Annotated in this window: 22 protein-coding genes; 12 read left to right on the top strand and 10 right to left on the bottom strand. The window is 70.6% G+C overall.

Translation table 11 applies throughout. The features are described from left to right. Window positions 1-49: 49 nt before the first annotated feature. Genes AOP78_RS05920 through AOP78_RS05900 form a run of 5 tightly spaced genes read right to left on the bottom strand, consistent with a single transcriptional unit; the run spans window position 50 to window position 4,785 of the window. Window positions 50-1,306: an MFS transporter gene (locus tag AOP78_RS05920; RefSeq protein WP_062202288.1), complete on the bottom strand. Its 1,257-nt coding sequence runs from the start codon at window positions 1,304-1,306 to the stop codon at window positions 50-52. 29 nt (window positions 1,307-1,335) lie between these two features. Further along, entirely contained in the window at window positions 1,336-2,598 is a 1,263-nt protein-coding gene (locus AOP78_RS05915) for an aminotransferase class III-fold pyridoxal phosphate-dependent enzyme (RefSeq protein ID WP_062202287.1), read from the bottom strand. A gap of 2 nt (window positions 2,599-2,600) precedes the next feature. Beyond that, window positions 2,601-3,377, bottom strand: a complete 777-nt coding sequence (locus tag AOP78_RS05910; RefSeq protein WP_062202286.1) for a hypothetical protein — start codon at window positions 3,375-3,377, stop codon at window positions 2,601-2,603. A 16-nt stretch (window positions 3,378-3,393) separates the two neighbouring features. Beyond that, entirely contained in the window at window positions 3,394-3,999 is a 606-nt protein-coding gene (locus AOP78_RS05905; protein ID WP_062202285.1) for a TetR/AcrR family transcriptional regulator, read from the bottom strand. 3 nt (window positions 4,000-4,002) lie between these two features. Continuing rightward, window positions 4,003-4,785: an SDR family NAD(P)-dependent oxidoreductase gene (locus tag AOP78_RS05900; protein ID WP_062202284.1), complete on the bottom strand. Its 783-nt coding sequence runs from the start codon at window positions 4,783-4,785 to the stop codon at window positions 4,003-4,005. A gap of 230 nt (window positions 4,786-5,015) precedes the next feature. Between AOP78_RS05900 and AOP78_RS05895 the strand changes: the two genes are divergently transcribed. Next, on the top strand, window positions 5,016-5,444 hold the full coding sequence (locus AOP78_RS05895; protein WP_062202283.1) for an OsmC family peroxiredoxin: 429 nt from the start codon (window positions 5,016-5,018) through the stop codon (window positions 5,442-5,444). Here AOP78_RS05895 and AOP78_RS05890 read toward each other — a convergent pair. Next, the gene (locus AOP78_RS05890) at window positions 5,413-6,354 is read right to left on the bottom strand and encodes a LysR family transcriptional regulator (protein ID WP_062202282.1); all 942 of its coding nucleotides are present in this window, start codon (window positions 6,352-6,354) and stop codon (window positions 5,413-5,415) included. The genes AOP78_RS05895 and AOP78_RS05890 overlap by 32 nt on opposite strands. A 105-nt stretch (window positions 6,355-6,459) precedes the next feature. Here AOP78_RS05890 and AOP78_RS05885 point away from each other — a divergent pair, with 105 nt between their 5' ends. Continuing rightward, window positions 6,460-9,852: a proline dehydrogenase family protein gene (locus AOP78_RS05885; protein WP_062202281.1), complete on the top strand. Its 3,393-nt coding sequence runs from the start codon at window positions 6,460-6,462 to the stop codon at window positions 9,850-9,852. 139 nt (window positions 9,853-9,991) lie between these two features. On the opposite strand, the gene AOP78_RS05880 is transcribed toward AOP78_RS05885, so the two are convergent. Together AOP78_RS05880 and AOP78_RS05875 are read right to left on the bottom strand one after the other, a co-directional pair. Continuing rightward, window positions 9,992-11,074 (bottom strand): FAD-dependent oxidoreductase, encoded by a 1,083-nt coding sequence (locus AOP78_RS05880; RefSeq protein ID WP_062202280.1) that lies wholly within the window; start codon window positions 11,072-11,074, stop codon window positions 9,992-9,994. A gap of 3 nt (window positions 11,075-11,077) precedes the next feature. Next, window positions 11,078-11,539 (bottom strand): MarR family winged helix-turn-helix transcriptional regulator, encoded by a 462-nt coding sequence (locus tag AOP78_RS05875; protein WP_062202279.1) that lies wholly within the window; start codon window positions 11,537-11,539, stop codon window positions 11,078-11,080. A gap of 181 nt (window positions 11,540-11,720) precedes the next feature. Between AOP78_RS05875 and AOP78_RS05870 the strand changes: the two genes are divergently transcribed. The 10 genes from AOP78_RS05870 (at window position 11,721) to AOP78_RS05830 (ending at window position 20,253) form a co-directional block, all read left to right on the top strand. Further along, the gene (locus AOP78_RS05870) at window positions 11,721-12,338 is read left to right on the top strand and encodes an SAM-dependent methyltransferase (protein WP_062202278.1); all 618 of its coding nucleotides are present in this window, start codon (window positions 11,721-11,723) and stop codon (window positions 12,336-12,338) included. Window positions 12,339-12,438: 100 nt separating this feature from the next. Then, window positions 12,439-12,588 carry a hypothetical protein gene (locus tag AOP78_RS15195; protein ID WP_160297599.1) on the top strand — a complete coding sequence of 50 codons (150 nt, stop codon included), beginning with the start codon at window positions 12,439-12,441 and terminating at the stop codon, window positions 12,586-12,588. 37 nt (window positions 12,589-12,625) lie between these two features. Continuing rightward, on the top strand, window positions 12,626-13,213 hold the full coding sequence (locus AOP78_RS05865) for a CDP-alcohol phosphatidyltransferase family protein (protein WP_152659425.1): 588 nt from the start codon (window positions 12,626-12,628) through the stop codon (window positions 13,211-13,213). A gap of 33 nt (window positions 13,214-13,246) precedes the next feature. Next, window positions 13,247-13,672 carry an FHA domain-containing protein gene (locus AOP78_RS05860; RefSeq protein WP_062202276.1) on the top strand — a complete coding sequence of 142 codons (426 nt, stop codon included), beginning with the start codon at window positions 13,247-13,249 and terminating at the stop codon, window positions 13,670-13,672. A 7-nt stretch (window positions 13,673-13,679) separates the two neighbouring features. Beyond that, on the top strand, window positions 13,680-14,414 hold the full coding sequence (gene ftsR, locus AOP78_RS05855) for a transcriptional regulator FtsR (RefSeq protein WP_062202275.1): 735 nt from the start codon (window positions 13,680-13,682) through the stop codon (window positions 14,412-14,414). A gap of 129 nt (window positions 14,415-14,543) precedes the next feature. After that, complete coding sequence (locus tag AOP78_RS05850; protein ID WP_062202274.1) at window positions 14,544-15,122, top strand: MerR family transcriptional regulator; 579 nt, start codon at window positions 14,544-14,546, stop codon at window positions 15,120-15,122. Between the two features lie 122 nt (window positions 15,123-15,244). Next, on the top strand, window positions 15,245-18,712 hold the full coding sequence (locus AOP78_RS05845; protein WP_083979858.1) for a pyruvate carboxylase: 3,468 nt from the start codon (window positions 15,245-15,247) through the stop codon (window positions 18,710-18,712). A 94-nt stretch (window positions 18,713-18,806) separates the two neighbouring features. After that, the gene (locus AOP78_RS05840; protein ID WP_062202273.1) at window positions 18,807-19,304 is read left to right on the top strand and encodes a flavodoxin domain-containing protein; all 498 of its coding nucleotides are present in this window, start codon (window positions 18,807-18,809) and stop codon (window positions 19,302-19,304) included. Window positions 19,305-19,429: 125 nt separating this feature from the next. Beyond that, window positions 19,430-19,774 carry a hypothetical protein gene (locus AOP78_RS05835; RefSeq protein ID WP_062202272.1) on the top strand — a complete coding sequence of 115 codons (345 nt, stop codon included), beginning with the start codon at window positions 19,430-19,432 and terminating at the stop codon, window positions 19,772-19,774. Between the two features lie 20 nt (window positions 19,775-19,794). Beyond that, window positions 19,795-20,253, top strand: coding sequence for an NUDIX hydrolase (locus tag AOP78_RS05830; RefSeq protein WP_062202271.1), 459 nt, complete (start codon window positions 19,795-19,797; stop codon window positions 20,251-20,253). 340 nt (window positions 20,254-20,593) lie between these two features. On the opposite strand, the gene AOP78_RS05825 is transcribed toward AOP78_RS05830, so the two are convergent. Both AOP78_RS05825 and AOP78_RS05820 read right to left on the bottom strand, forming a co-directional pair. After that, on the bottom strand, window positions 20,594-21,247 hold the full coding sequence (locus AOP78_RS05825; protein ID WP_152659424.1) for a MarR family winged helix-turn-helix transcriptional regulator: 654 nt from the start codon (window positions 21,245-21,247) through the stop codon (window positions 20,594-20,596). Between the two features lie 46 nt (window positions 21,248-21,293). After that, the gene (locus AOP78_RS05820) at window positions 21,294-21,911 is read right to left on the bottom strand and encodes a TetR/AcrR family transcriptional regulator (RefSeq protein WP_062202269.1); all 618 of its coding nucleotides are present in this window, start codon (window positions 21,909-21,911) and stop codon (window positions 21,294-21,296) included. Between the last annotated feature and the right edge of the window lies 1 nt (window position 21,912).

Below are 21,912 nucleotides of genomic sequence, written 5' to 3'. Positions count from 1 at the left end.
GATGATACGCGATCCGCGTTCATTTTTGAGAACATTCGGTCATGGAGTGTCAGTCGGTCGCGGCGTCGAGTGCCTCTTCCGGCGCCCTGTCGGCCTCGCCAGAGATCCCCTGGGTGGGAGCCCTGAAGCGGGGCACAACCGCAAGTACCGGGAGCAGCAACACGGCGGCTACCAGGAGTGACGGTCCGTAACCGATCGAAGCAGCGACGAGCCCCGGAACCACGGCGCCGATGACCGATCCGGGGTACGTGAAGAGGTTCACGCGGGCCACGATCTCGTCCGAGCGACTCGGTTCGATATCGCCGGCCGCCGAGTACGCGAGGGGCACGAGGGCTCCGACGCCCAGGCCGGCGAGCGCGATGCCGGCGAAGACCGTCCCCGTGCTCGGCAGCAGCGCCATGGCCGCGAGCCCGACCGCCCCGACGATCGCGGTCACGAACGCGAGCGGCGCGCGCCCCCACCGGCGCACCACGAAGTCGGACCCCAGGCGGCTGACGAGCGTCGTCACCTGGTACGTGCCGTAACCGAGCGGCGCGATGGTGAAGGCGAGACCCAGGACGACCACCGAACCGGTGACGGCGAGCTCGTCCTGGAGGTACAGCGTCGTCCAGGTGCTGAGCGTCGAGTCCGCGGTGAACGCCGCGAAGACGACGAAGCCCACGAGCATGAGGCCCAGCGTCGGGATCGGCGCGCGCCCGGCCTTGGCCTCAGGGGTCGTGGCCCGCTCCTCACGCGTGCGGTCGAAGATCCGCACCCCGACGAAGGCGACCGAAGCGGCGACCGCGGCCGCGACGCCGATCGCGAGGCCCGCGCCGAGCGAGGAGCCGGAGGCGCCGGACATGAGCACCGCGCCCACCGCGGAGGCGGCCGTCGCCGTGGCGAAGAACGAGCCCATCACGGAGCGTCCGATCCGCCGCTGCACGAGCACCGCCTGCATCGCAGCCGACGCGTCGACGCCGCCCAGCCCCAGGCCGTAGACGCCGAAGAAGGCCCAGAACAGCGGGAACGGCACGGGAAGCATCACGGCGACGAGGGCGACCGCCTGGGTCGCGAGCGCGAGGATCAGCGAGGCCCGGGAGCCCCAGCGCACCGAGATCCTGTCCGCGAGCACCGATCCGGCGGCTGCGCCGATCACGACCGTGAGCGTGATGAGCGACACGATGTCCTCGGAGATGCCGTACCGGTCCTTGAAGAACGGCAGCGCCGTCACGACCGTCGCGTAGCTGAGGCCCTGCGCGACGTAGGCGGCGGTGACACCGAGGCGTTCGGTGCCCTGGGACACGGGGGAGGGGGCGAGCGTCGTCAAGGGGACTCCTTCGCTGGGTGGGGAGGCGGTCAGCCGTGGCGGGCGGCGACGATGCGGAAGGCCTCGTCGGCGATCTCGATGGTCCGGTCGATGTCGGCGTCGGTGAGCGACGCGTTGAGGAAGTGGTTGTGGTGCGACGTGATCCACAGGCCGCGCTGCACGCATTCCGCGACCCACTCCTGGTGCATGAGGAGGGAGTCGTCGTCGGCGAGGCGCAGGTAGAACAGGGCGGGCTCGCCCGAGGCCACGAGGTTCAGGCCGTGGTTGGCCGCAGCCCCGACGAGTCCGGTCGTGACCTTCTCGCCCTGCGTGCGGAACAGAGCGGGCGCGTCGAGCTCCTTGAGCTTGGTGATCGTCGCGATCGACGCCGCGAACGGCACCGCGCTCATCCAGTACGAGCCGGTGTAGGTCAGGGAGGCGACCGACTCCTTGAACTCCTCCTTGCCGCACAGCGCCGACAGGTTGTAGCCGTTGCCGATCGCCTTGCAGAAGCAGATGAGATCCGCCTCGATGCCGTAGTGGTGGTCGGATCCGGCGAGGTCGAGGCGCCAGCCGGCGCGCACATCGTCCATGATCAGGACGACGCCGTACCTGTCGCACAGGTCGCGCACGCCCTGCCAGTAGCCGGGCGCCGGAAGCTCGTTGTCGAGGAAGTTGCCGTGGAAGTACGGCGTCGAGATGAACGCGGCGATCTCGCCCTCATGCTTGACGAACATCTCCTCGAGCGCGACGAGGTCGTTCCACGGCACGTAGAGGTTGTTCGCGACGTCCTCCTCGATCACGCCCGGGTAGTCGAGCTTCTGGGTCCAGGGCGCGACCCCGTGGTAGTAGCCCTTGACGAAGACGATCTTCTTGCGGCGCGTGTGCGCGCGGGCGGTCATCATCGCGAGCGTCGTGGTGTCGCCGCCGTTCTTGGCGAAGAACGCCCAGTCGGCGGAGGCCACGGTGTCGACGAGCAGCTCGGCCAGGTCGACCATGACGGTCGAGGGCAGGGTGACGACGTCCTCGATGCGGGCCTGCGCGGCGGCGGCCGCGTCGACGTCGGGGTCCCCGTAGCCGAGCACGTTGGGCCCGTAGGCGCACATGTAGTCGAGGTACTCGTTGCCGTCGAGGTCCCAGAAGCGCGAGCCCTCGGCTCGCGAGGAGAAGCGCGGGAACGCCTTGTTCGGGATGAAGCAGCCCTCGGAGGGGCCGAGGTGTCCGGGGACGCCGGCGGGGATGACCTTCGCGGCGCGGTCGAAGGCCTCGAAGGACTTGGCGTAGGTGAAGGGGGCGATGGGGGTGGTGGTCATGATCAGTCTCCGAGGTAGTGGCCGACGCGGTCGAGGATGCGGCTGACGTTGTCGAGCATCGGGATGTAGCCCCGCATGCCGAGCGTTCCGTCGCAGATGGAGCCCAGCGCCGAAGCGCGGCCCGCGAGCACGTCGCCCGCGACGTCGAGGTCCGCGAAGCGCAGCGCGGCGCGGGCGGGGGCCGTCGGGGTGCCGGGAACGAAGGTGAAGACGTTGTCCTCGACGTGAAGGCGCAGGTCGATGTCGTCGCCCACCTCGAGCGCGACCTGCCCGTCGGGGACCATCGAGGCGGAGAAGCGGCCCGAGCGGTCCTCGTTCGCGACCTGGGCGATCGCGGCCGCCGCGACGTTGAGGGTCATCAGGGTCGAGGTCGTCTTGAACTCGGGGTCCGCGAGCGCCTCGTCCGCGGGGCGCAGGTAGGTCCCGAGCAGGTCGGCCAGCGTCGAGAACGGCCCGGTGAGGAACTTCAGTCCTGCGGGCGAGGCGACCGGGAGCGGCTGCGCCTCGCCGTCCACCATCCGGTTGAGGTGCTTGGGCGAGGTGAACACGAGCGTCACCCGGCGCGCGCCGTCCTGAGCACCGGGGACGACGGCATCCGTCGTGAAGGTGTAGGAGGCGTCGGCGACGCCGGGAGCCTTGAGGGTGACGGTCGTGGGCCGGTCGAGGCCGGCGAGCGCGGCGCGTGCCTCGGGCACGCGCGCGACGAGCACGGGCAGGGCCCCGAGCACCGCGTGCGCGTTGATGTGCGCGGTCACGCGAGGGTTGAGATCGGTGAGCAACGTGGACTCCTTGCGGCTAGGCGGGTGTGGTCAGCGCGGTGAGCGCGTGGGCGTGGAAGCGGGCGGTCGCGAGGGCGGCCGCGTCGTCGTGGTCGGCGAGCCAGGTGGTCGTGATGCCGTCGAGCGTCGAGACGGTGTGGCGCGCGAGCTCGCGCACGGGACGGGTCCACGCCGCGCCGGCGGCATCCGCGGCCTGCGCGAGCAGTGCGGCGACGACCTCGTAGGACGCCTCGTAGCGGCCGGGTGCGGGCGGCGCGTCGAGTCGCGCCCTCGACGAGTGCAGCATGAGCTCGAGGAAGGCGAGCTCGTGACCGGGGCGCGCCTTGAGCAGGTCGACGTAGCGCTCCATGCCCGCGACGAGCAGGTCCGTGAGATCCGGGGCGGCGCCGCCCTCGGCGAGTCCTCGCTCGGCGGCGAGCCGCTCGTTGTCGGTGACCGCGTCGGCGGCCGCCGCGAGGAGGTCCTCGACGTTCTCGAAGGCGTAGTGCAGGGCGCCGAGGGGCATGTCCGCCTGCTGGACGATGCGGCGCGCGGTCGCGCCGGCGATGCCGTCGCGCTCGATCACGGTGAGCGTCGCCGCGATGAGCAGCCGGCGTCGCTCCTCGAGGGGGATGCGTGCCATGGGTCAGTCCTTCGTGAGCCCGGCGGTGACGGCGAGCGCCGCTCGTGTCGGGACGATGCGGGGGAGATGGGCCTGGACGGCGTTGCGCCAGCCGACGATCCGGGTGGGGCCCGCGCCCTGGTGCGCGAGCGCGTCGAACGCGGCGTCGACGACCTCGTCGGTGGACACCATCTGGCCGACGTTGAACCGCTCCGATCCCGCGGCCGCGAAGAACTCGGTCCGAGACGGTCCGGGGCACAGCGCGAGGATCCTCGCGCCGGAGCCCTTCGCCTCCTGCCAGATGGCCTCGGTGAGCGTACGCACGTACGCCTTCGACGCGGCGTACAGCGCGATCTGAGGGATCGGCTGGAACGCCGCGGTGCTGGCGACGTTCACCAGCACCCCGCTGCCGGAGGCGAGGATCGAAGGCAGCAGACGATGCGTCAGCTCGGTGAGCGCCGTGACGTTGACCTGGACCAGGGAGGTCACGCGCGCGGGGTCCGCATCGGCGAAAGGGCCGTCGATGCCGAAGCCCGCGCAGTTGACGAGGCCGTCGGGCCTCAGCCCGCGCACGGCGAGCTCGTCCATGAGGTCGTCGACCGCGCCGGGCTTCGCGAGGTCGACGGCGATCGGATAGGCGCGCACCCGACCCGAGTCCTGGAGCTGCGATGCGAGCTCCTCGAGCCGATCTCGACGACGCGCGACGAGCACGACGTCGGCGCCCCGCTGGGCGAATCGCCGCGCGAACTCGGCGCCGAAGCCCGAGCTCGCGCCGGTCACGACGACGCACGACGGAACTGCATGCATGAGGGATGCCTCTCGATGATCAACTTGGACAAACGTCCAATGCCCGGTACTGAACACCGGGTGACACGCATGTGGCAAGAGTGGGGCGCGAAAGTTTACGAGTCGGAAACAGGCGGGGCTGCCGACCGAGCGCGGTTGGGCGCCGCTGGGCGGTTTGACGGGCGGTCGAACACCCCAGGTGAAAGACTGGAACAGGGTCCGACCCCGCGGGTCCCAGAGGAGGAGAGACCATGATCACGAGCAAGGCGACCACCCGCTGGCAGGGTGGCCTCTCGAACGGCAAGGGCATCACCGGTGGAGAGTCCGGAGTGTTCTCCGAGCTTCCGGTCGACTGGCGTCAGCGCTCGACGGGTGAGGGCACGTCCACCACGCCTGAGGAGCTGCTCGCGGCGGCCCACTCGGCGTGCTTCGCGATGGCGCTGTCACACGCGCTCGAGCAGAACGGCACCCCGCCGGTCGAGATGAGGACCGACGCCCGGGTCCAGTTCGTGCCCGGCGAGGGCATCACCTGGAGCATGCTCACGGTTCATGCTCACGTGCCGGGCCTCGATCCGATCGCCTTCACCGAGATCGCGGAGAAGGCCAAGGACGAGTGCCCGATGTCGCAGGCCCTCGCGGGCACTGACGTCAGCCTTGAGAGCGCGACTCTTCAGGAGTGACGTCATGCGCCTCCGCCCGGAGGTCGACGCCGTGAGCCGCGGTCTCGAGCGCGTCCCGCACCGCGAGCACCGCGGGGTCCGCGGCGGAGATCTCGCGCGCGGCGGTGAAGACCGTGCGGTGCGCGGCCGGGGCGAGGGCGCGGGCCGCCGCGCCGAACCCCGGCCGCGTCCACATCAGCCCCGGCAGCAGGCCGACCGCCAATCCCTCGGCGATGTAGGCGGCATGTGCCTGCAGGTCCGCGGACTCGAAGCGGATGTCGGGCTCGAAGCCGGCCACCCTGCACGCCTGCTCGGCGAAGTGGCGCGTCGCGGTCCCGCGAGGCTCCATCACCCAGGGGGCCTGCGCGACGGCCGAGAGGCGCGTCGCGTCGGACCAGGCGCCTCCCACGCACAGCCGGATCTCGTCGACCAGGAGGGGCCGGCGGACCATGTCCGGGTAGTGAGGGGCGGAGTGGTGGGGGTACTCCTCGGCCACGACGATGTCGAAGTCTCGCGTCCAGGTCTCGGCGAGGGCGGCGCCCGGTTCGGACTGGGTGACGTGGACGCGCACCCTGGGATGGGCGTCCCGAAGCGCGAGCAGCGCCCCTGGCACGAGCGCGAGCGCCGCCGACTGGAACACCGCGAGGCGCACCGTCCCCGACGGCTCCGTATCCGAGTCCTTGAGCTCCGCCTCGGCGAGGTCCATCGCGGCGAGGATGTCCTCGGCGCGCGCCACGAGCCGCACGCCTGCAGGCGTCAGGCGGAGGCGCCTGCCGGTCCGCGTGGTGAGCGGGATGCCGGCCTCGCGCTCGAGGGCGGCGAGCTGCTGCGACACGGCGGAGGGGGTGTATCCCATGGCCTCCGCGGCCGCGGCGATCGTGCCGCGGTGCGCGAACTCGCGGAGCATCGCGAGGCGGGTCGGATCGAGCATGCAGAAAGTTAAGCATGCCTGACGTGTTCACGATAGATATATGAACTGGTGCTGAACTGAAGTCGACCTCACACTGTCGGCATGGATGTATCTGGAGGAGTCACCATGACCCGGACCGCCGCCTCGTCGCACAGCGACGACGTCGCGTCCCACACGCCCGACGCCGTCTCCGCCCAGGTCAGGACCTGGCTCGAGTCGTCCCGCCAGTACAAGGTCACCGGGGCCGCGGCTATGCTCGCCGACCTGCTCGGCCGTCCCGGCGGGCTCGCCTTCCTCACGCAGTTCGTGGATGAGGTGATCCGGCCCGAGGACAAGCGCGTCGCGGCTCGCAGCCTGCGCACTCTCGCGGGTCAGACCGAGGGCAGGCTCGCGCCGTGGCAGCGCGGCGCGCTGTCGCTCGGCTCGATCGCCTCCCACGTGCTCCCCGACGTGGTCGTGAGCGTCGCACGCCTCACCGTCCGCACCCTCGTCAGCCACCTCATCGTCGATGCGAGCCCCAAGCGGCTCGGCGGCGCGCTGGCGCGCCTGCGCAAGGATGGCCACCGGCTCAACGTCAACCTCCTAGGCGAGGCCGTGCTGGGCGAGCAGGAGGCCGCCCGCCGCCTGGTGCGCACCGAGGAGCTCCTCGGCCGACAGGACGTCGACTACGTCTCCCTCAAGGTCTCGGCCGCGATCGCGCCCCACAACCCGTGGGCGCTCGACGAGTCGGTCGACCACATCGTCGAGACGCTCCGCCCGCTCCTGCGCCGCTCCGCGCAGGCAGGCGGCTTCGTGAACCTCGACATGGAGGAGTACCGCGACCTGGACCTCACCATGGCGGTCTTCACGCGCCTGCTCGATGAGGAGGAGTTCCGCCAGATCACCGCCGGCATCGTCCTCCAGGCCTACCTGCCCGACTCGATGCCCGCGATGCGCAGCCTCCAGGAGTGGGCGGCGCGCCGCGTGGCCGCGGGAGGCGCGCCCATCAAGATCCGCCTGGTGAAGGGCGCGAACCTGTCGATGGAGAGGGTCGACTCGGAGATCCACGGGTGGCCGCTCGCCACGTGGGGATCCAAGGTCGAGTCCGACGCGCAGTACAAGCGCCTCCTCGACTACGCGCTCACGGCCGAGCGCACGCGTGCGGTGCGCATCGGCGTCGCGGGCCACAACCTGTTCGACGTCGCGCACGCGCACCTCCTCGCCACGCAGCGAGGCGTGGCCGACGCCGTCGACTTCGAGATGCTTCTCGGCATGGGCGAGCACGTCGCGAAGGCCGTCGCGAAGGACGTGGGCTCGCTGCGGCTCTACACGCCCGTCGTGCACCCGAAGGAGTTCGACGTCGCCCTCGCCTACCTTGTCCGTCGCCTCGAGGAGGTCGCGAGCAAGGAGAACTTCATGTCCTCGCTGTATCAGATCGACGAGGACCCGCAGGTGTTCGCGCGCGAGGAGAAGCGCTTCCGCGACGCCTGGCGGCTCGCCGGCGACACGGCCCTCGAGACGCACCGAGGCACAGGACGATCGGGGGCCCCGGAGGGAGCCGAGGGCTTCGCCAACGCGGCCGACACCGACCCGTCCGTCGCCGCCAACCGCGAGTGGGCCGCCGACATCCGCGAGCGCGCCCTCGCATCGTCCCTGGGCGTCGAGACCCTCGCCCAGGCGCGCGTCGAGGACGCCGACACCATGTCAGACGTGATCGGCGATGCCGCCGCGGCCGCGCCCGCCTGGGCCGCGCTCGGCGCTCCCGCACGCGCCGAGATCCTGCGCGCCGTCGCGCTCGGCCTCGAGGCTCGCCGCGCGGACCTCGTCGAGGTGATGATGGCCGAGGCCGGCAAGACCGTCGACCAGTCCGATCCCGAGGTCTCCGAGGCGATCGACTTCGCGAACTACTACGCGGAGCGCGCCGTCGAGCTCGAGTCGTGGGAGGGCGCCCGCCCCGTGCCGCGCGGCCTCACCCTCGTGACCCCGCCGTGGAACTTCCCGGTGGCCATCCCGACCGGCTCGACGCTCGCGGCCCTCGCGACCGGCAGCGCCGTGATTCTCAAGCCCGCCGAGCAGGCGCCCCGCTGCGGAGCCGTCATCGCCGAGATCATGTGGGCGGCCGGCGTTCCTCGCGACGCGCTGCGCCTGCTCGACATCGACCCGGAGCGCCTCGGCGAGCCGCTGATCGGTGACGCCCGGATCGACCAGGTGATCCTCACCGGCGGCTTCGAGACCGCGGAACGATTCCTGAGGATCCGCCCCGATCTCAAGCTGTTCGCGGAGACCAGCGGCAAGAACGCCGTCGTCGTGACCCCCTCGGCCGACCTCGACCTCGCGGTCCGTGACATCGTCGCGTCGGCCTACGGCCACGCCGGCCAGAAGTGCTCGGCGGCCTCGCTCGTCATCGCGGTGGGTTCCGTCGCGACGTCGCACCGATTCCTCACGCAGCTCGAGGACGCCGTGCGGTCGCTCACCGCCGGTCCCGCCACGGACCCTCGCACCCAGATGGGCCCGGTCATCGAGCCCGTGCACGGCAAGCTCGAGCGCGCGCTCACGACGCTCGAGCCGGGGGAGCGTTGGGTGGTCGAGCCCCAGCCCCTCGACGAGTCGGGCACCGCCTGGAGCCCCGCGCTCAAGGCGGGCACCCGTCCTGGGTCGTTCTTCCACAAGACCGAGGTGTTCGGCCCGGTCCTGTCGATCATCGCGGTGGCCGACCTCGACGACGCCATCCGGGTGCAGAACGCCGTCGACTACGGCCTGACCGCGGGCATCCACTCGCTCGACCCGCGCGAGGTCGAGCACTGGCTCGATCGCGTCGAGGCCGGCAACGTCTACGTGAACCGCGGCATCACCGGCGCGATCGTCCAGCGCCAGCCCTTCGGAGGCTGGAAGCGGTCGGTCGTCGGCCCGACGTTCAAGGCGGGTGGACCGCACTACCTGTCGGCCCTCGTCGACTGGGAGCGCACCGAGATCGCCGACGCCGAACCGGCGTCGCCCCGTCTCAAGGCGTTCCTCGACCGGGCGCAGGCCCCCGCGTGGGTCCGCGCCGCGGTCGCGGCCGACGAGAAGGCCTGGGAGGCGCAGTACGGCGCCGCGCTGGACCGCAGCGGTCTCGCGTGCGAGGTCGATGCGCTGCGCTACGTTCCGGCCGAGGTGGACATCCGTTGGGACGGCCAGGCGCCGACGGACGACCTGATCCGAGCCTGCGCGGCGCACTTCGTCACCAGGGGAGAGGGCGTGGTGTCCGCGCCGATCCCGCTGCCGGGGCCGCTCGCCCTCGCGCTCGACGAGCTCGACATCGAGCTTCGCCTCGAGGACGACGCGATGTGCGTGATGCGCGCGTCCGCCCACCAGGGCACGCGCGTGCGCGCCGTGGGCCGCCTCGTGGGCAACACCGTGGTGTCGGTGTTCGACCACGCGGTGACTGCGAGCCCGCATCTCGAGCTCACGCCGTACCTGCGCGAGCAGGCCGTGTCGATCACGGCGCACCGCTATGGGACTCCGTTCGAGGCCGCCAGGAGGATCGCGGACGCCCTCTGATCCGGACCTGTCGGCCCGGCCTCACCCTCAGTGGGCCGGGCCGACGCCTGTCCGGCCGACGTCTGGCCGGCGAGACGCCCGTCCGGGCGGACGATGGGACCCTCCAGAGACTGCGGGGCGGGCGGTCGGGGGCGGCGGGTCAGGCGGGCCAGTCGGCCGCGCCGGAGAGGTGCTCGCGCACGTGGCGCGCCGACGTGCGCGCCGCCCTCGCGGCGGAGACGGTCGACGCCTGCCCCGCGTATCCCGCCAGGATCAGCCCGGGCTGGCCGACGACGCGTCCCTGATCGACACGCACCCCGCCATCCGCGCCACGGATCCCCAGCGGCTCGAGGTGGTCGAGGGCGTGGTCGAAGCCGGTCGCCCAGATGATCGCGTCCGCGGCCCAGACGCTGCCGTCCGTCTCGACGAGCCCGTCGGGGACCATCCGCACGGGCATCGGGTGGGAGTCGAGCAGCCCCCGAGCCTTGAGCCGACGCACGGGCGGCGTGAGCGGGATGCCCGTGACCGAGACGATCGAGGGAAGCAGCTGACCCGCGAGCGCGGCCGCGTCCTGAGCCTCGACCGCGGCCCTGCCGCGCGCGAACCCGAGCTCCGACGACGCATCGTCCCGAATGACCGGGGGACGTCTCGTGTACCAGCGCAGAGCGCTCGCGACGGGCGCGAGCTCATCCATGAACCCCAGCGCCGACAGGCCGCCGCCCACCACGGCGACGCGGAGTCCCGCGAAGGCGTGCGCGCCGGGATAGCCGGCGGTGGTGATCTGGCGTCCCGCGAACGTGTCGCGGCCGGGCAGCTCGGGAACGCGCGGGGCCGTCCACGTTCCCGTGGCGTTCACGACGGCCCGGGCCTCGAGGCGGGGGACGGGGCCACCGGGCGCGGCCTCGATCACGAAGCGCCCGCTCTCGCGGGTCACGCGGACGATGCGCACCGGCCTGGCCACGTGGAGCCCGTAGGCCTCCTCGTAGCGCGACATGAGCTCGGGAACCGTGTCGCGAGCGGGCACGCGGGGGTCGGCGTCGGAGAACGACAGGCCGGCGGCGCGCATCCCCGGGAGATCGGCGAGGGAGTGGGTGCGTCCGAGAGTGAGCGACGGCCACCGGTGCTGCCACGCTCCACCCGCGCGTGGCCCGGCGTCGACGAGCGCGACCCGCGGACCCAGGTCACGCAGGTGATAGGCGACCGCCAGGCCTGCCTGTCCCGCGCCGATGACGGCGACGTCCACGGGTCAGGCGGTCGGATCCGTCGCCATGACGACGCGCATCATGGTGGTCGCGAACTGCTGCGCGATGTCGGGGGTGATGCGGGAGGTGTAGGACTCGCGGATAGCGGTGGCGAAGACGAGCAGCGCGGGCTCGAGCACCTGCTGCCCCTCATCGGTCAGGCCCACCCAGGTGCCGCGAAGGTCCTCCTCGCAGACGACTCGCGCGACGAGGCCACGGCGCTCCATGCGCGAGACCTGGTGCGAGATGCGGGACTTCTCCCACATCAGCATCTCGCCGAGCTCGCCCACGCGGACACGGTGCTGATCCGCGGTGGACAGGGCGTGCAGGATCTCGAAGTCGGCGGCGGAGATTCCCGCGTCGGCTTGAAGCCTCTGCTCGACCCGGTTCCAGAGCTGGCGGGACATCAGGGCGAACGAGCGCCAGAGGGCCCATTCGCGCTCATCCAGGGGCGTCTCGTCGATCATGTGTCCAGAGTAGCGATCACGACAACGAAGCGTCGGTACCGGAGGTCCTGCTTATGCTGGCTGGGTGACGACGAGCGATCCCGCACCCCTCCCGACGGCGTCGGGAGGCGCCCCCGACGCGACCTCGCGGCCGGAAGGGTCTCGGAGCGCTGGGTCTCGCATCACCGAGTCTCGCGTCCCTGTGCAGCCCGACCCTGAGCGCAGGGCCTTCTGGCATGAGCGCTATGCCGCGGGCGCCGCGTGGTCCGGCCACGTGAATCCCGTCGTCGAGGAGACGGCCTCGCGGCTCGTCCCCGGCACCGCGGTGGATCTCGGCTGCGGTGAGGGCGGGGACGTCCTCTGGCTCGCGGAGCACGGCTGGAGGGCGACGGGCCTGGACGCGGCCGCGCCGGCCCTCGCGCGAGGGCGCGACGAGGCGCTGCGCCGCGGCGTGGCGGATCGTGCCGAGTTCGTCGAGACCGACCTGGGGACGTGGGACCCCGAGCCCGTGTGGGACCTGGTCACGTGCCACTACCTGCATGAGGCCGCGGACCTCCGTTCGGCGGTGCTCGCAGCGGCGGTCGGCGCGGTGGCGCCGGGCGGCACGCTCATCGTCGTCGGTCACCACCCCGACGAGCCCGCGCACCTTGCGGGACCCCGCGGCCACACCCGGTTCCTCGCCGAGGACCTCGTGGAGGCCGCCGGGCTCGGCGACGGCTGGCAGGTCACGACGCGGGCCAGGCCGCGCACCTCGGTGCGCGACGGCGTCACCGTGGAGCGCGTGGACACCGTCCTGGTCGCGACGGCTCCCGCCCGCTGACCCTCCGCACACGCCGTCGCTGACCTCGCCCGGGCGGGTTCGCGAGGCTACGCTTGAAGTGCGGACAACGGGGTCCGCGCACGACGAAGGGAGACCCGTCATGGACGGAAACGCCACCGACACCCGTCGTTACACGTATGAGCAGATCCGCGCCAAGGAGCTCGCCAGGGGCGCCTCCGAGGACGAGGCCGCGAAGGTCGCCGCGGAGACGGTCGACAAGGTGATGGCCGAGAAGGGCGTCGCACACTGATGCCGCTGGCAGCCGCACACGTCTAGACTCGTGCGGCGTGGAGCCTTCGCACGCAGTCTGGAACATTCCGAACGCCATCTCGATGGTGCGGATCGCGCTGGTCGTGGCGTTCGGGGTGCTGCTGATCACGCACCAGGACGGGTGGGCGCTCGTCGCCCTCGCGGCCGCGGGCGTGTCGGACTTCCTCGACGGCTTCCTCGCGCGTCGGTGGGGCCAGGTGACCGATCTCGGTCGGCTTCTCGATCCCTTCGCGGACCGGCTGCTCACCTTCGTCGTGGTCATCGGCCTCGCGCTGCGGGACATCGTGCCGTGGTGGCTCGTCGTGGTGCTGCTGCTGAGGGACGCGATGGTCGCCGTCGCCCTCGCCGTCGGAAAAGTGCGGGGAACCGAGCCACCGCACGTCACGTTCGTGGGCAAGGCCGCCACCGCGGCGCTGTACGTCTTCCTCCCGCTCGCGTACTTCGCGTATGACCGGTGGGACGTGGTGCATGCGGTCGCGATCGGGGGAGCGGTCCTGGCAGCGGTCCTGTACTGGTGGTCGGGTCTCGGCTACGTTCAGGACGTTCGTTCCCGCATCGCGAACCTCTCGCGTGCCGCCCCCGACACCGATGTGCCCACTGCCTAGAATGCAAGTGTCCCCTCAGAGCCTGGAGATGCCATGACCTACGACGAGAGCCCGGTCGAGCGCACGATGTCGCTCGGCCAGGCCATCCCTGCGCACGATGAGACCGGCCCTTACCGTCTGTCTCCTCAGGACCAGGCCGCGGTCGACGCCCTCGCCGAGGACCACGCGCTGCTGATCGTCCACCACGGACCGAACGCCGGAGCCCGCTTCCTGCTCGACGTCGACGTGACGACCGCGGGCCGCTCCGTCTCCGGTGACATCTTCCTCGACGACGTGACCGTCAGCCGCGAGCACGCGCAGTTCGTGCGCCAGGGCACGGCGTTCACCGTGCGCGACTCGGGCTCGCTCAACGGCACCTACGTCAACCGTGAGCCGGTGTCGGAGGCGCTGCTCAAGGAGGGCGACGAGGTCCAGATCGGGAAGTACCGCCTGACCTTCTACCCGGGACGGGCCGCGTAGCCGATCCATGTCCCACGCCGCCAGCGCCGCAGCCTCGCCTCGGCGCGCCGCGAGCGCTCCCGCGCCCACCGCGGGGGGCTCATGGCCGCATCAGCTCTCGCATGAGCCGCTCCTGCGCGTCTCCGACGTGCTGAGGCTCGTGCAGCCTGAGTTCCCGACGCTCACGCCGTCGAAGCTGCGTTTCCTCGACAGCCACAGCCTCGTCTCGCCGGTGCGCACGCCGTCGGGATATCGGCAGTACTCGCCTGCGGATGTGGAGCGGGTCCGGTTCGTGCTGCGCCAGCAGCGGGATCACTTCACGCCGCTCGCCGTGATCGGGGAGCGGCTCGCAGCGCTCGACGCCGGCACCCTCCATGAGGCGGTGCTTCCCAGGCTCGCGGACGACGATGCTCCGTCCTATGTGGACCGCGGCCAGCTCGCGAAGGCGGCCGGAGCCGATCTTGCGGTGGTCGAGGCCTGCGTGGAGGCAGGGCTGCTCGGCCAGGAGACGACTGCAGGCTTCTCCTCGGAAGGGATCGAGGCGGTCGTCGCGGCGAAGGCGTACCTCGGTTCGGGTGGCGACGCCCGCACCCTTCGCGCGCTCGTGCGGGCGGCCTCCCGTGAGGGTGAGCTCGCCGCTGCGGCGGGCGCTCCGCGGCGGGCCAGGGGAGATGCCGACGGCGCCGCGCGCAGCTCCGACGCGCTTGCCGAGGCCGCGATCGCGGTGTTCGCCTCGAGCGTGCGCCGCGCCAGCCGGTCGTAGGCGGTTCGGGGGCCGCGTGGCACCTGTCCGCGAACTCCGACACGCGGTACCGTGAAGGCACGAATATGACGCGCTCGGGGACCTTTCGGCCCTAACGTTGAACCAAAGGTTGAAGCCCGGGGAGGAACCATGGCCAACGAAGACGACAAGAGGGTCCCAGTGATCGTCGACCAGGGAGTGCTCTTCGCCGACGGCATCGCCGATCTGGACGAGACGGCCGGCTACCGCGGCCCCATCGCGTGCAAGGCCGCGGGCATCACGTACCGGCAGCTCGACTACTGGGCCCGCACGGGTCTCGTCGAGCCCACGGTGCGCTCGGCCACGGGCTCCGGCACCCAGCGGCTGTACGGCTTCCGCGACATCCTCGTCCTGCGGGTGGTCAAGCGTCTGCTGGACTCGGGCGTGTCCCTCCAGCAGATCCGCCTCGCGGTCACCCACCTGAGGGACAGGGGCGTCGAGGACCTCAGCCAGATCACCCTCATGTCCGACGGCGCGTCGGTGTACGAATGCACCTCCGACGACGAGGTGATCGACCTGGTCCAGGGCGGCCAGGGGGTTTTTGGGATCGCCCTCGGCCGCGTCTGGCGTGAGCTCGAGGGCTCGCTGTCAGCACTCCCCACCGACAAGGGCGAGGTCGGGCCGCAGGCCGATCCCGGCGTCGTCGACGAGCTCGCCGAGCGACGCGCGCGCCACAGCCAGGCCGGCTGACGCGCGCCTTCCACACGTTCCATCTCCACTCCTGGGTCAGACGGCCCAGGAGTTGGCGTATCCGGTATGCGGTGATCTAGCCTTCAGACTGGCAAGATAAAGACACCGTAGAAGGGAAGTCAATGTTCTCCAAGGTGCTGGTAGCCAATCGCGCCGAGATCGCCGTCCGGGCGTTCCGTGCCGCCTACGAGCTCGGCCTCGAGTCCGTCGCCGTGTTCCCCCACGAGGACCGCATGTCCGAGCACCGCCTCAAGGCGGGCGAGGCGTACCAGATCGGTACCGTGGGCGAGCCTGTGAAGGCCTACCTCGACATCGACGAGATGATCCGGGTGGCGAAGCACGCCGGTGCCGACGCGATCTACCCCGGCTACGGCTTCCTGTCGGAGAACGTCGAGTTCGCGCGCCGCGTCGGCGAGGCGGGACTCACCTTCATCGGCCCGCCGCCCGAGGTGCTCCAGAAGGCCGGCGACAAGGTCGCGGCCCTCAAGGCGGCTCGCGCGGCCGGAGTCCCCGTGCTGCAGTCGTCCGAGCCGTCGCGTGACACGGAGTGGCTGATCGACCAGGCCGACGAGATCGGCTTCCCGATCTTCGTCAAGGCCGTCGCCGGCGGTGGAGGACGCGGCATGCGACGCGTCGAGACGCGCGCCGATCTGCCCGAGGCGCTCGCCTCGGCCATGCGCGAGGCCCAGAACGCCTTCGGCGACCCGACGGTCTTCCTCGAGCAGGCGGTGCTCGGCCCGCGCCACATCGAGGTGCAGATCGTCGCCGACCGCGAGGGCAACGTCGTCCATCTGTATGAGCGCGACTGCTCGGTGCAGCGCCGTCACCAGAAGGTGATCGAGATCGCTCCGGCGCCCAACCTCGACCCCGCGATCCGCGAGGCGCTGTGCGCCGACGCGGTGAAGTTCGCGAAGTCGCTCGGCTACGTCAACGCCGGAACCGTGGAGTTCCTGGTCGCGACCGAGGGCGAGCGTGCCGGCCAGCACGTGTTCATCGAGATGAACCCGCGCATCCAGGTCGAGCACACGATCACCGAGGAGGTCACCGACGTCGACCTCGTGAGCACCCAGATGCGCATCGCGGCAGGGGAGACGCTCGAGGAGATCGGCATCCGTCAGGAGGCGATCGAGGTTCGCGGATACGCCATCCAGACGCGCATCACGACCGAGGACCCCACGAACGGCTTCCTTCCTGACACCGGCCGCATCATCGCCTACCGTTCGCCCGGCGGCGCCGGCATCCGACTCGACGGCGCGACCGGCATGGCGGGTAACCGCATCCTGGGCCACTTCGACTCGATGCTGGTCAAGCTGATCTGCCGCGGCCACGACTTCGACCAGGCCGCGCGTCGCGCCTCCCGTGCGCTCGCCGAGTTCCGCATCCGCGGCGTCACCAACAACATCCGCTTCCTGCGCGCTGTCCTCGAGGACCCGGACTTCCGTGAGGGCGGCGTCACGACCTCCTTCATCGACCAGCGGCCGTACCTGCTGGACGTGGGCGAGGAGAAGGCTCGTTCGACCAAGATCCTCCAGTTCCTCGGCCACGTCACGGTGAACAAGCCCAACGGCGCGCACGGCGAGACGGTGCTGCGCCCGGGGGACAAGCTCCCCGCGCTGGACCTGGACGCCGAGCCGCCCGCGGGCACGCGCCAGCTGCTGCTCGAGAAGGGCCCCGAGGGCTTCGCCCGCGCGCTGCGCGAGCAGGAGGCGCTCGCCATCACCGAGACGACGATGCGCGACGCGCACCAGTCGCTGCTCGCCACGCGCGTGCGCACCTTCGACCTTCTGGCAGCGGCGGGACACACCGCTCGCATGACGCCCAACCTGTTCTCGGTCGAGTGCTGGGGCGGCGCGACGTACGACGTGTCCATGCGCTTCCTCTCGGAGGACCCGTGGCTGCGTCTCGCCCGGCTGCGCGAGGCGATGCCGAACATCGCCCTGCAGATGCTGCTGCGCGGTCGCAACACGGTCGGCTACACGCCGTACCCCGACGAGGTCGCCCACGCGTTCGTCGAGGAGGCCACGGAGACCGGCATCGACATCTTCCGCATCTTCGACGCGCTCAACGACGTCGAGCAGATGCGTCCGGCGATCGAGGCCGTGCGCGGCACGGGTCAGGCGGTCGCCGAGGCGACGCTGTGCTACACGGGCAACATGATCGACCCGGAGGAGAAGCTCTACACCCTCGACTACTATCTCAAGCTGGCCGACCAGCTCGTGGACGCGGGCGCGCACATCCTCGCGATCAAGGACATGGCGGGCCTGCTGCGGCCGGCCGCCGCGTACGTCCTCGTCTCGGAGCTGCGCAAGCGCTTCGACCTGCCGATCCACCTGCACACGCACGACACCGCGGGCGGACAGCTCGGCACGTTGCTGTCGGCCGCCGAGGCGGGCGTGGACGCCGTGGACGTCGCGAACGCAGCCATGGCCGGCACGACGTCGCAGCCTCCGATGTCGGCGCTCATCGCGGCCCTCGAGCACACGACGCGCGACACGGGGCTCTCGCTCCAGGCGGCGCAGGACCTCGAGCCGTACTGGGAGGCCGTGCGCCGCCTGTACGCGCCGTTCGAGTCGGGCCTCCCTGGACCGACCGGCCGCGTCTACCGTCACGAGATCCCGGGTGGTCAGCTGTCCAACCTGCGTCAGCAGGCGATCTCGCTCGGCCTCGCGGATCGCTTCGAGGCGATCGAGGACATGTACGCGGCCGCGGACAGGATCCTGGGTCACCTGGTCAAGGTGACGCCGTCGTCCAAGGTGGTCGGCGACCTCGCCCTGCACCTCGTCGCGAACGACGCCGATCCCGCTGACTTCGCCGAGAACCCCGGCAAGTACGACGTCCCCGACTCGGTGATCGGCTTCCTGCGCGGCGACCTGGGCGACCCGCCCGGCGGCTGGCCGGAGCCCTTCCGCACCAAGGCCCTCGAGGGCCGCGCGGAGCCCAAGCCCAAGCCCGAGCTCACGGAAGAGGACCGCGCGCTGCTGCGCTACCCGGGCCCCGACCGTCAGCGCAAGCTCAACCACATGCTGTTCGCCGGTCCCGCGAAGGACTTCGACGACGCGATCGAGACGTACGGCGACATCTCCGTGATCGACACGTACCACTACCTGTACGGCCTCACGGTCGGCAGCGGTGAGGAGGCGAACGTCGACGTCGCCCCTGGTGTGCGGATGATCGTCGCCCTCGAGGCGCTCGGCGAGCCTGATGAGCACGGCGAGCGCACCGCGATCTTCGCCTACAACGGGACGATGCGCCCCATCCAGATCCGTGACCTCTCGGTCAAGGTGGACGTGGTCGCCAGGGAGAAGGCCGACAAGAACAACCCCGGACACATCCCTGCGCCGTTCACCGGATCGGTCACGGCCTCGGTCGAGGTCGGGGCGAAGGTCGCGGCGGGTCAGACCGTGGCGGTCATCGAGGCCATGAAGATGGAGTCCTCGATCACGACATCGGTCGCGGGAACCGTGACGCGACTGGCCGTCAACGGGACCGAGCAGCTCGTCGGAGGCGATCTGGTCGTCGTCGTGGAGCCGTCGGTGGCCTCCGAGCCGGCCCCTCAGGGCGAGACCGAGGGAGTGTCGACGGGGGAGTAGGGGACAGGTCCTCGAAGCGTCGGGACCCTCGTCCCGCGCGCGAGCACGTCGACGGGTGGACGATGTACACAACACCCCGGAAGAAGGAGGAGCGATGAAGATCCTGGTTGCTGTCGGTTCCAAGTACGGCGCCACGCGAGAGGTCGCGCAGCACATTGCCGACCAGATCGCGGAGCGCGGCTTCGACATCGACGTCGCTGACGCCTGCGACGTGCAGGGCCTCCACTTCTACGACGCCGTCATCATCGGTTCCGCCGTGTACGGCGGCCTGTGGCGGCGCGACGCGTCGTCGCTCCTGCGCCAGAACGTCGAGGAGCTCAAGGCCAAGGACGTGTGGCTGTTCTCGGTGGGCATGGAGACCGTGGTCAAGCCCGGTCAGCCGCTCGACGAGTCCGACGGCTTCGCCGACCTGGTGGGCGCGCACGACCACGCACGCTTCCCGGGAGCCCTCGACTACGAGAAGCTCAACGTCGGAGAGAAGGCGCTCATCACCGCGCTCAACCCGCCGCGTGGTGATTTCCGCGACTTCGAGGCCGTGCGGACGTGGACCGACGTGATCGTGACGCGCCTGGAGGAGCTCGCCTTCGCGTGACGTATGTCACGCCGTGAGCATTCTCGGGGCGTCGATCTGTCCAGATTGCCTGGTTGCCGCGTATTCTCTGGCGTGACGCCGTCGATTGGTGGCGCTCATCGTCGCTCGACCCGGGGAGTACACGCATGGGCAAGTGGGTTTGGCGCCTGCTTCTGGTGGCGATCGTCGCGGCGGCCATCTACTACGTACCCAAGATGAACGCGCTCGCTCCCGTGCCGATCACGACCGTCTCCGGCTACGACTACGAGCAGGAGCTCACCGTGCGGTTCGATGACTGCACGCGTGATCACGACGTCGTCGTCGAGGAGACCGACACGACGGTCACCCTCACGGCCAGGGCGGAGTGGATGGGGCTCATCTCGTGCACCTCGCGAGACGCGACCGAGACGGTGACCCTCAGCGAGCCGCTGCGCGATCGCGAGCTCATCGATGGCAAGACCGGCGAGTCGCTCGAGCTTCAGGCGCCTTGAGCCTCGGGCCGACTGCGGACATGGCCAGGTCGACACACGCGCTGATCCCAGCCTCCTACGTGCTCCTGCGGCGGGGCGATGAGGTGCTGCTTCAGCTGCGCGAGGGCACCGACTACATGAACGGCCACTGGGCGGCGGGGGCCGCGGGGCACGGGGAGCGGGACGAGACCGCCCTCGACACCGCGGTGCGTGAGGCGCGCGAGGAGCTCGGGGTACGGATCCGTCCCGAGAACCTCACGGCGATCACCGTCATGCAGCGCCAACGCGTCGGCGGTCCCGCGGTCGAGTACCGCGTCGACTGGTTCTTCGAGTGCCGCGCCTGGGTCGGGACTCCCAGCATCCAGGAGCCGGACAAGTGCGCGGACCTGCGCTGGTTCGCGCTCGACGCGCTTCCTTCGCCGCTCGTTCCTCACGAGGCCGTTGCGCTCGAGGCATTGGCTCAGGGGAGCAGGGCGAGTCTCACGTTCTTCACCACGTGACGTCTGACAGTCCTGTTGGCAATCGGCTTGTGCGCGGCTGCCATGTTGGATGTCAACCGTGGCCGAGAATCCTTGACACCGTAGGTGGCAACTTCGTCCGCGCGGCGCGGGCCCGCCGCAGGGACCCAGGGCAACTTCGCGGACGGGCTCACCGCATGGCTGCCGAGTTGCCAACAAGACTGTCAAAGTTGCCAACTCAACTGTCAATCGTCATCAATGCAGCGCTCTCGTACGCGCGCAGGAGTTCCTTACTTAACATAATGTGCATTATCGGCGTTATGCGTAGGGGCGGAGAAGGACGGGCTCGCAGCCGCCCGGCCAAGCGCCGATCGCCCAGGGGTTACTGCTCGGCGCTCCTCAGCGTGGGTGGCTCGTCCCTGAGCAGCGCTCCCAGCGCGGTGAGCCCCGTGCGGAGTGACTCGCGGGCACCGGGCTCGAGCATGTCGAGCGCGCGACGCTGTCCGTCGAGCATCGCGTCCATGCCGACGACGCACGCGTCGCGTCCCGCATCGGTCAGAACCACCCAGACGATGCGCTTGTCACGCTCGTCCTTGACGCGCCTCACGTAGTCGCGCCGTTCCAGGCGGCCGATCCGGTGCGTCGTGGTCCCCGAGGTGATCAGCGTGAGTCGCTCGATGTCGCCCGCCGTGAGCCTGTACGGCGCTCCCTGACGTGTGAGCGCCTCCAGCACCTCGAGCTCCCAGGGCTGCAGATCGTGCTCCGCGAGCACGCGCTCGTTCATCACGGCGATGAGCCTGGCGTACCTGGTCAGACGGCCCAGGACGTCGATCGGTTCGGTGTCGAGCTCGGGCCGCTCGCGGCGCCACTCGGCGACGAAGCCAGCCACCGCATCGTCCTGGATGTCCACGGCTGTGTCGTCCTGCATGGCAGTGTCGTCCTGAACGGCATCGTCGTTCTGAGCCGCGCCCTCGTCCATGTCGCCTCCCGCATCGTCCCTGCTGTATCCCGAAACTATCTTGACATCAAGATACACCTGGTAGCGCCATCCTGGCCCGAACAACCCGCCGCAGACTCGAGCATCACTCCCGGATGAGCGCCGCGCCGTACAGCCTGCCGAGCTCGGTCAGCATCCGCCGCGGCTCCACCGACTGCTCCTGCGCGAGCCTCTCCCCGAATCCGTACACGCGCTGCGCGAGGCCGAGGTAGGCGTTGGTGAGCGTCGACGCCGTGACCTCGGGTGAGTCGGCGAGCCTCAGCGTGCCGTCCCTCTCCCCCAGCCGCAGCACCGCGACGATCGGGGCGAGCAGCGCGAGCACGGCGTCCTGGAACTGGGCGCTCAGCTCGGAGCTCTCGCTCCCACCGAGCTGCACGTCGAACACCTGCGTGAACCGGACCTCATCGGCATGCTCGTCGATGAGGGCCTCGACATCCGCGAACGCAGCGCGCAGCCGATCCGCCGCGGTTCCCGACCAGTGCCCCCCGAGCTGCCCGAGCAGCACGCCCCAGCGCTCGAGGACGTCGATCTCGACCGCGAGGGCCACGTGGTCGCGCGTAGCGAAGTACCGGTACACCGTGCGTCGGGTCACGCCGCACCTGTCGGCGATGTCGTCGATCATCACCTGGTCGAAGCCTCGCTCGAGGAACAGGGCGCGCGCGGCATCGATCAGCTCCTGCCGCCGGCGCTCCCTGACACCCATG

Source organism: Demequina salsinemoris (assembly GCF_000974805.1).
GTDB lineage: Bacteria > Actinomycetota > Actinomycetes > Actinomycetales > Demequinaceae > Demequina > Demequina salsinemoris.
This window is presented reverse-complemented; position numbering and strand designations above follow the sequence as displayed.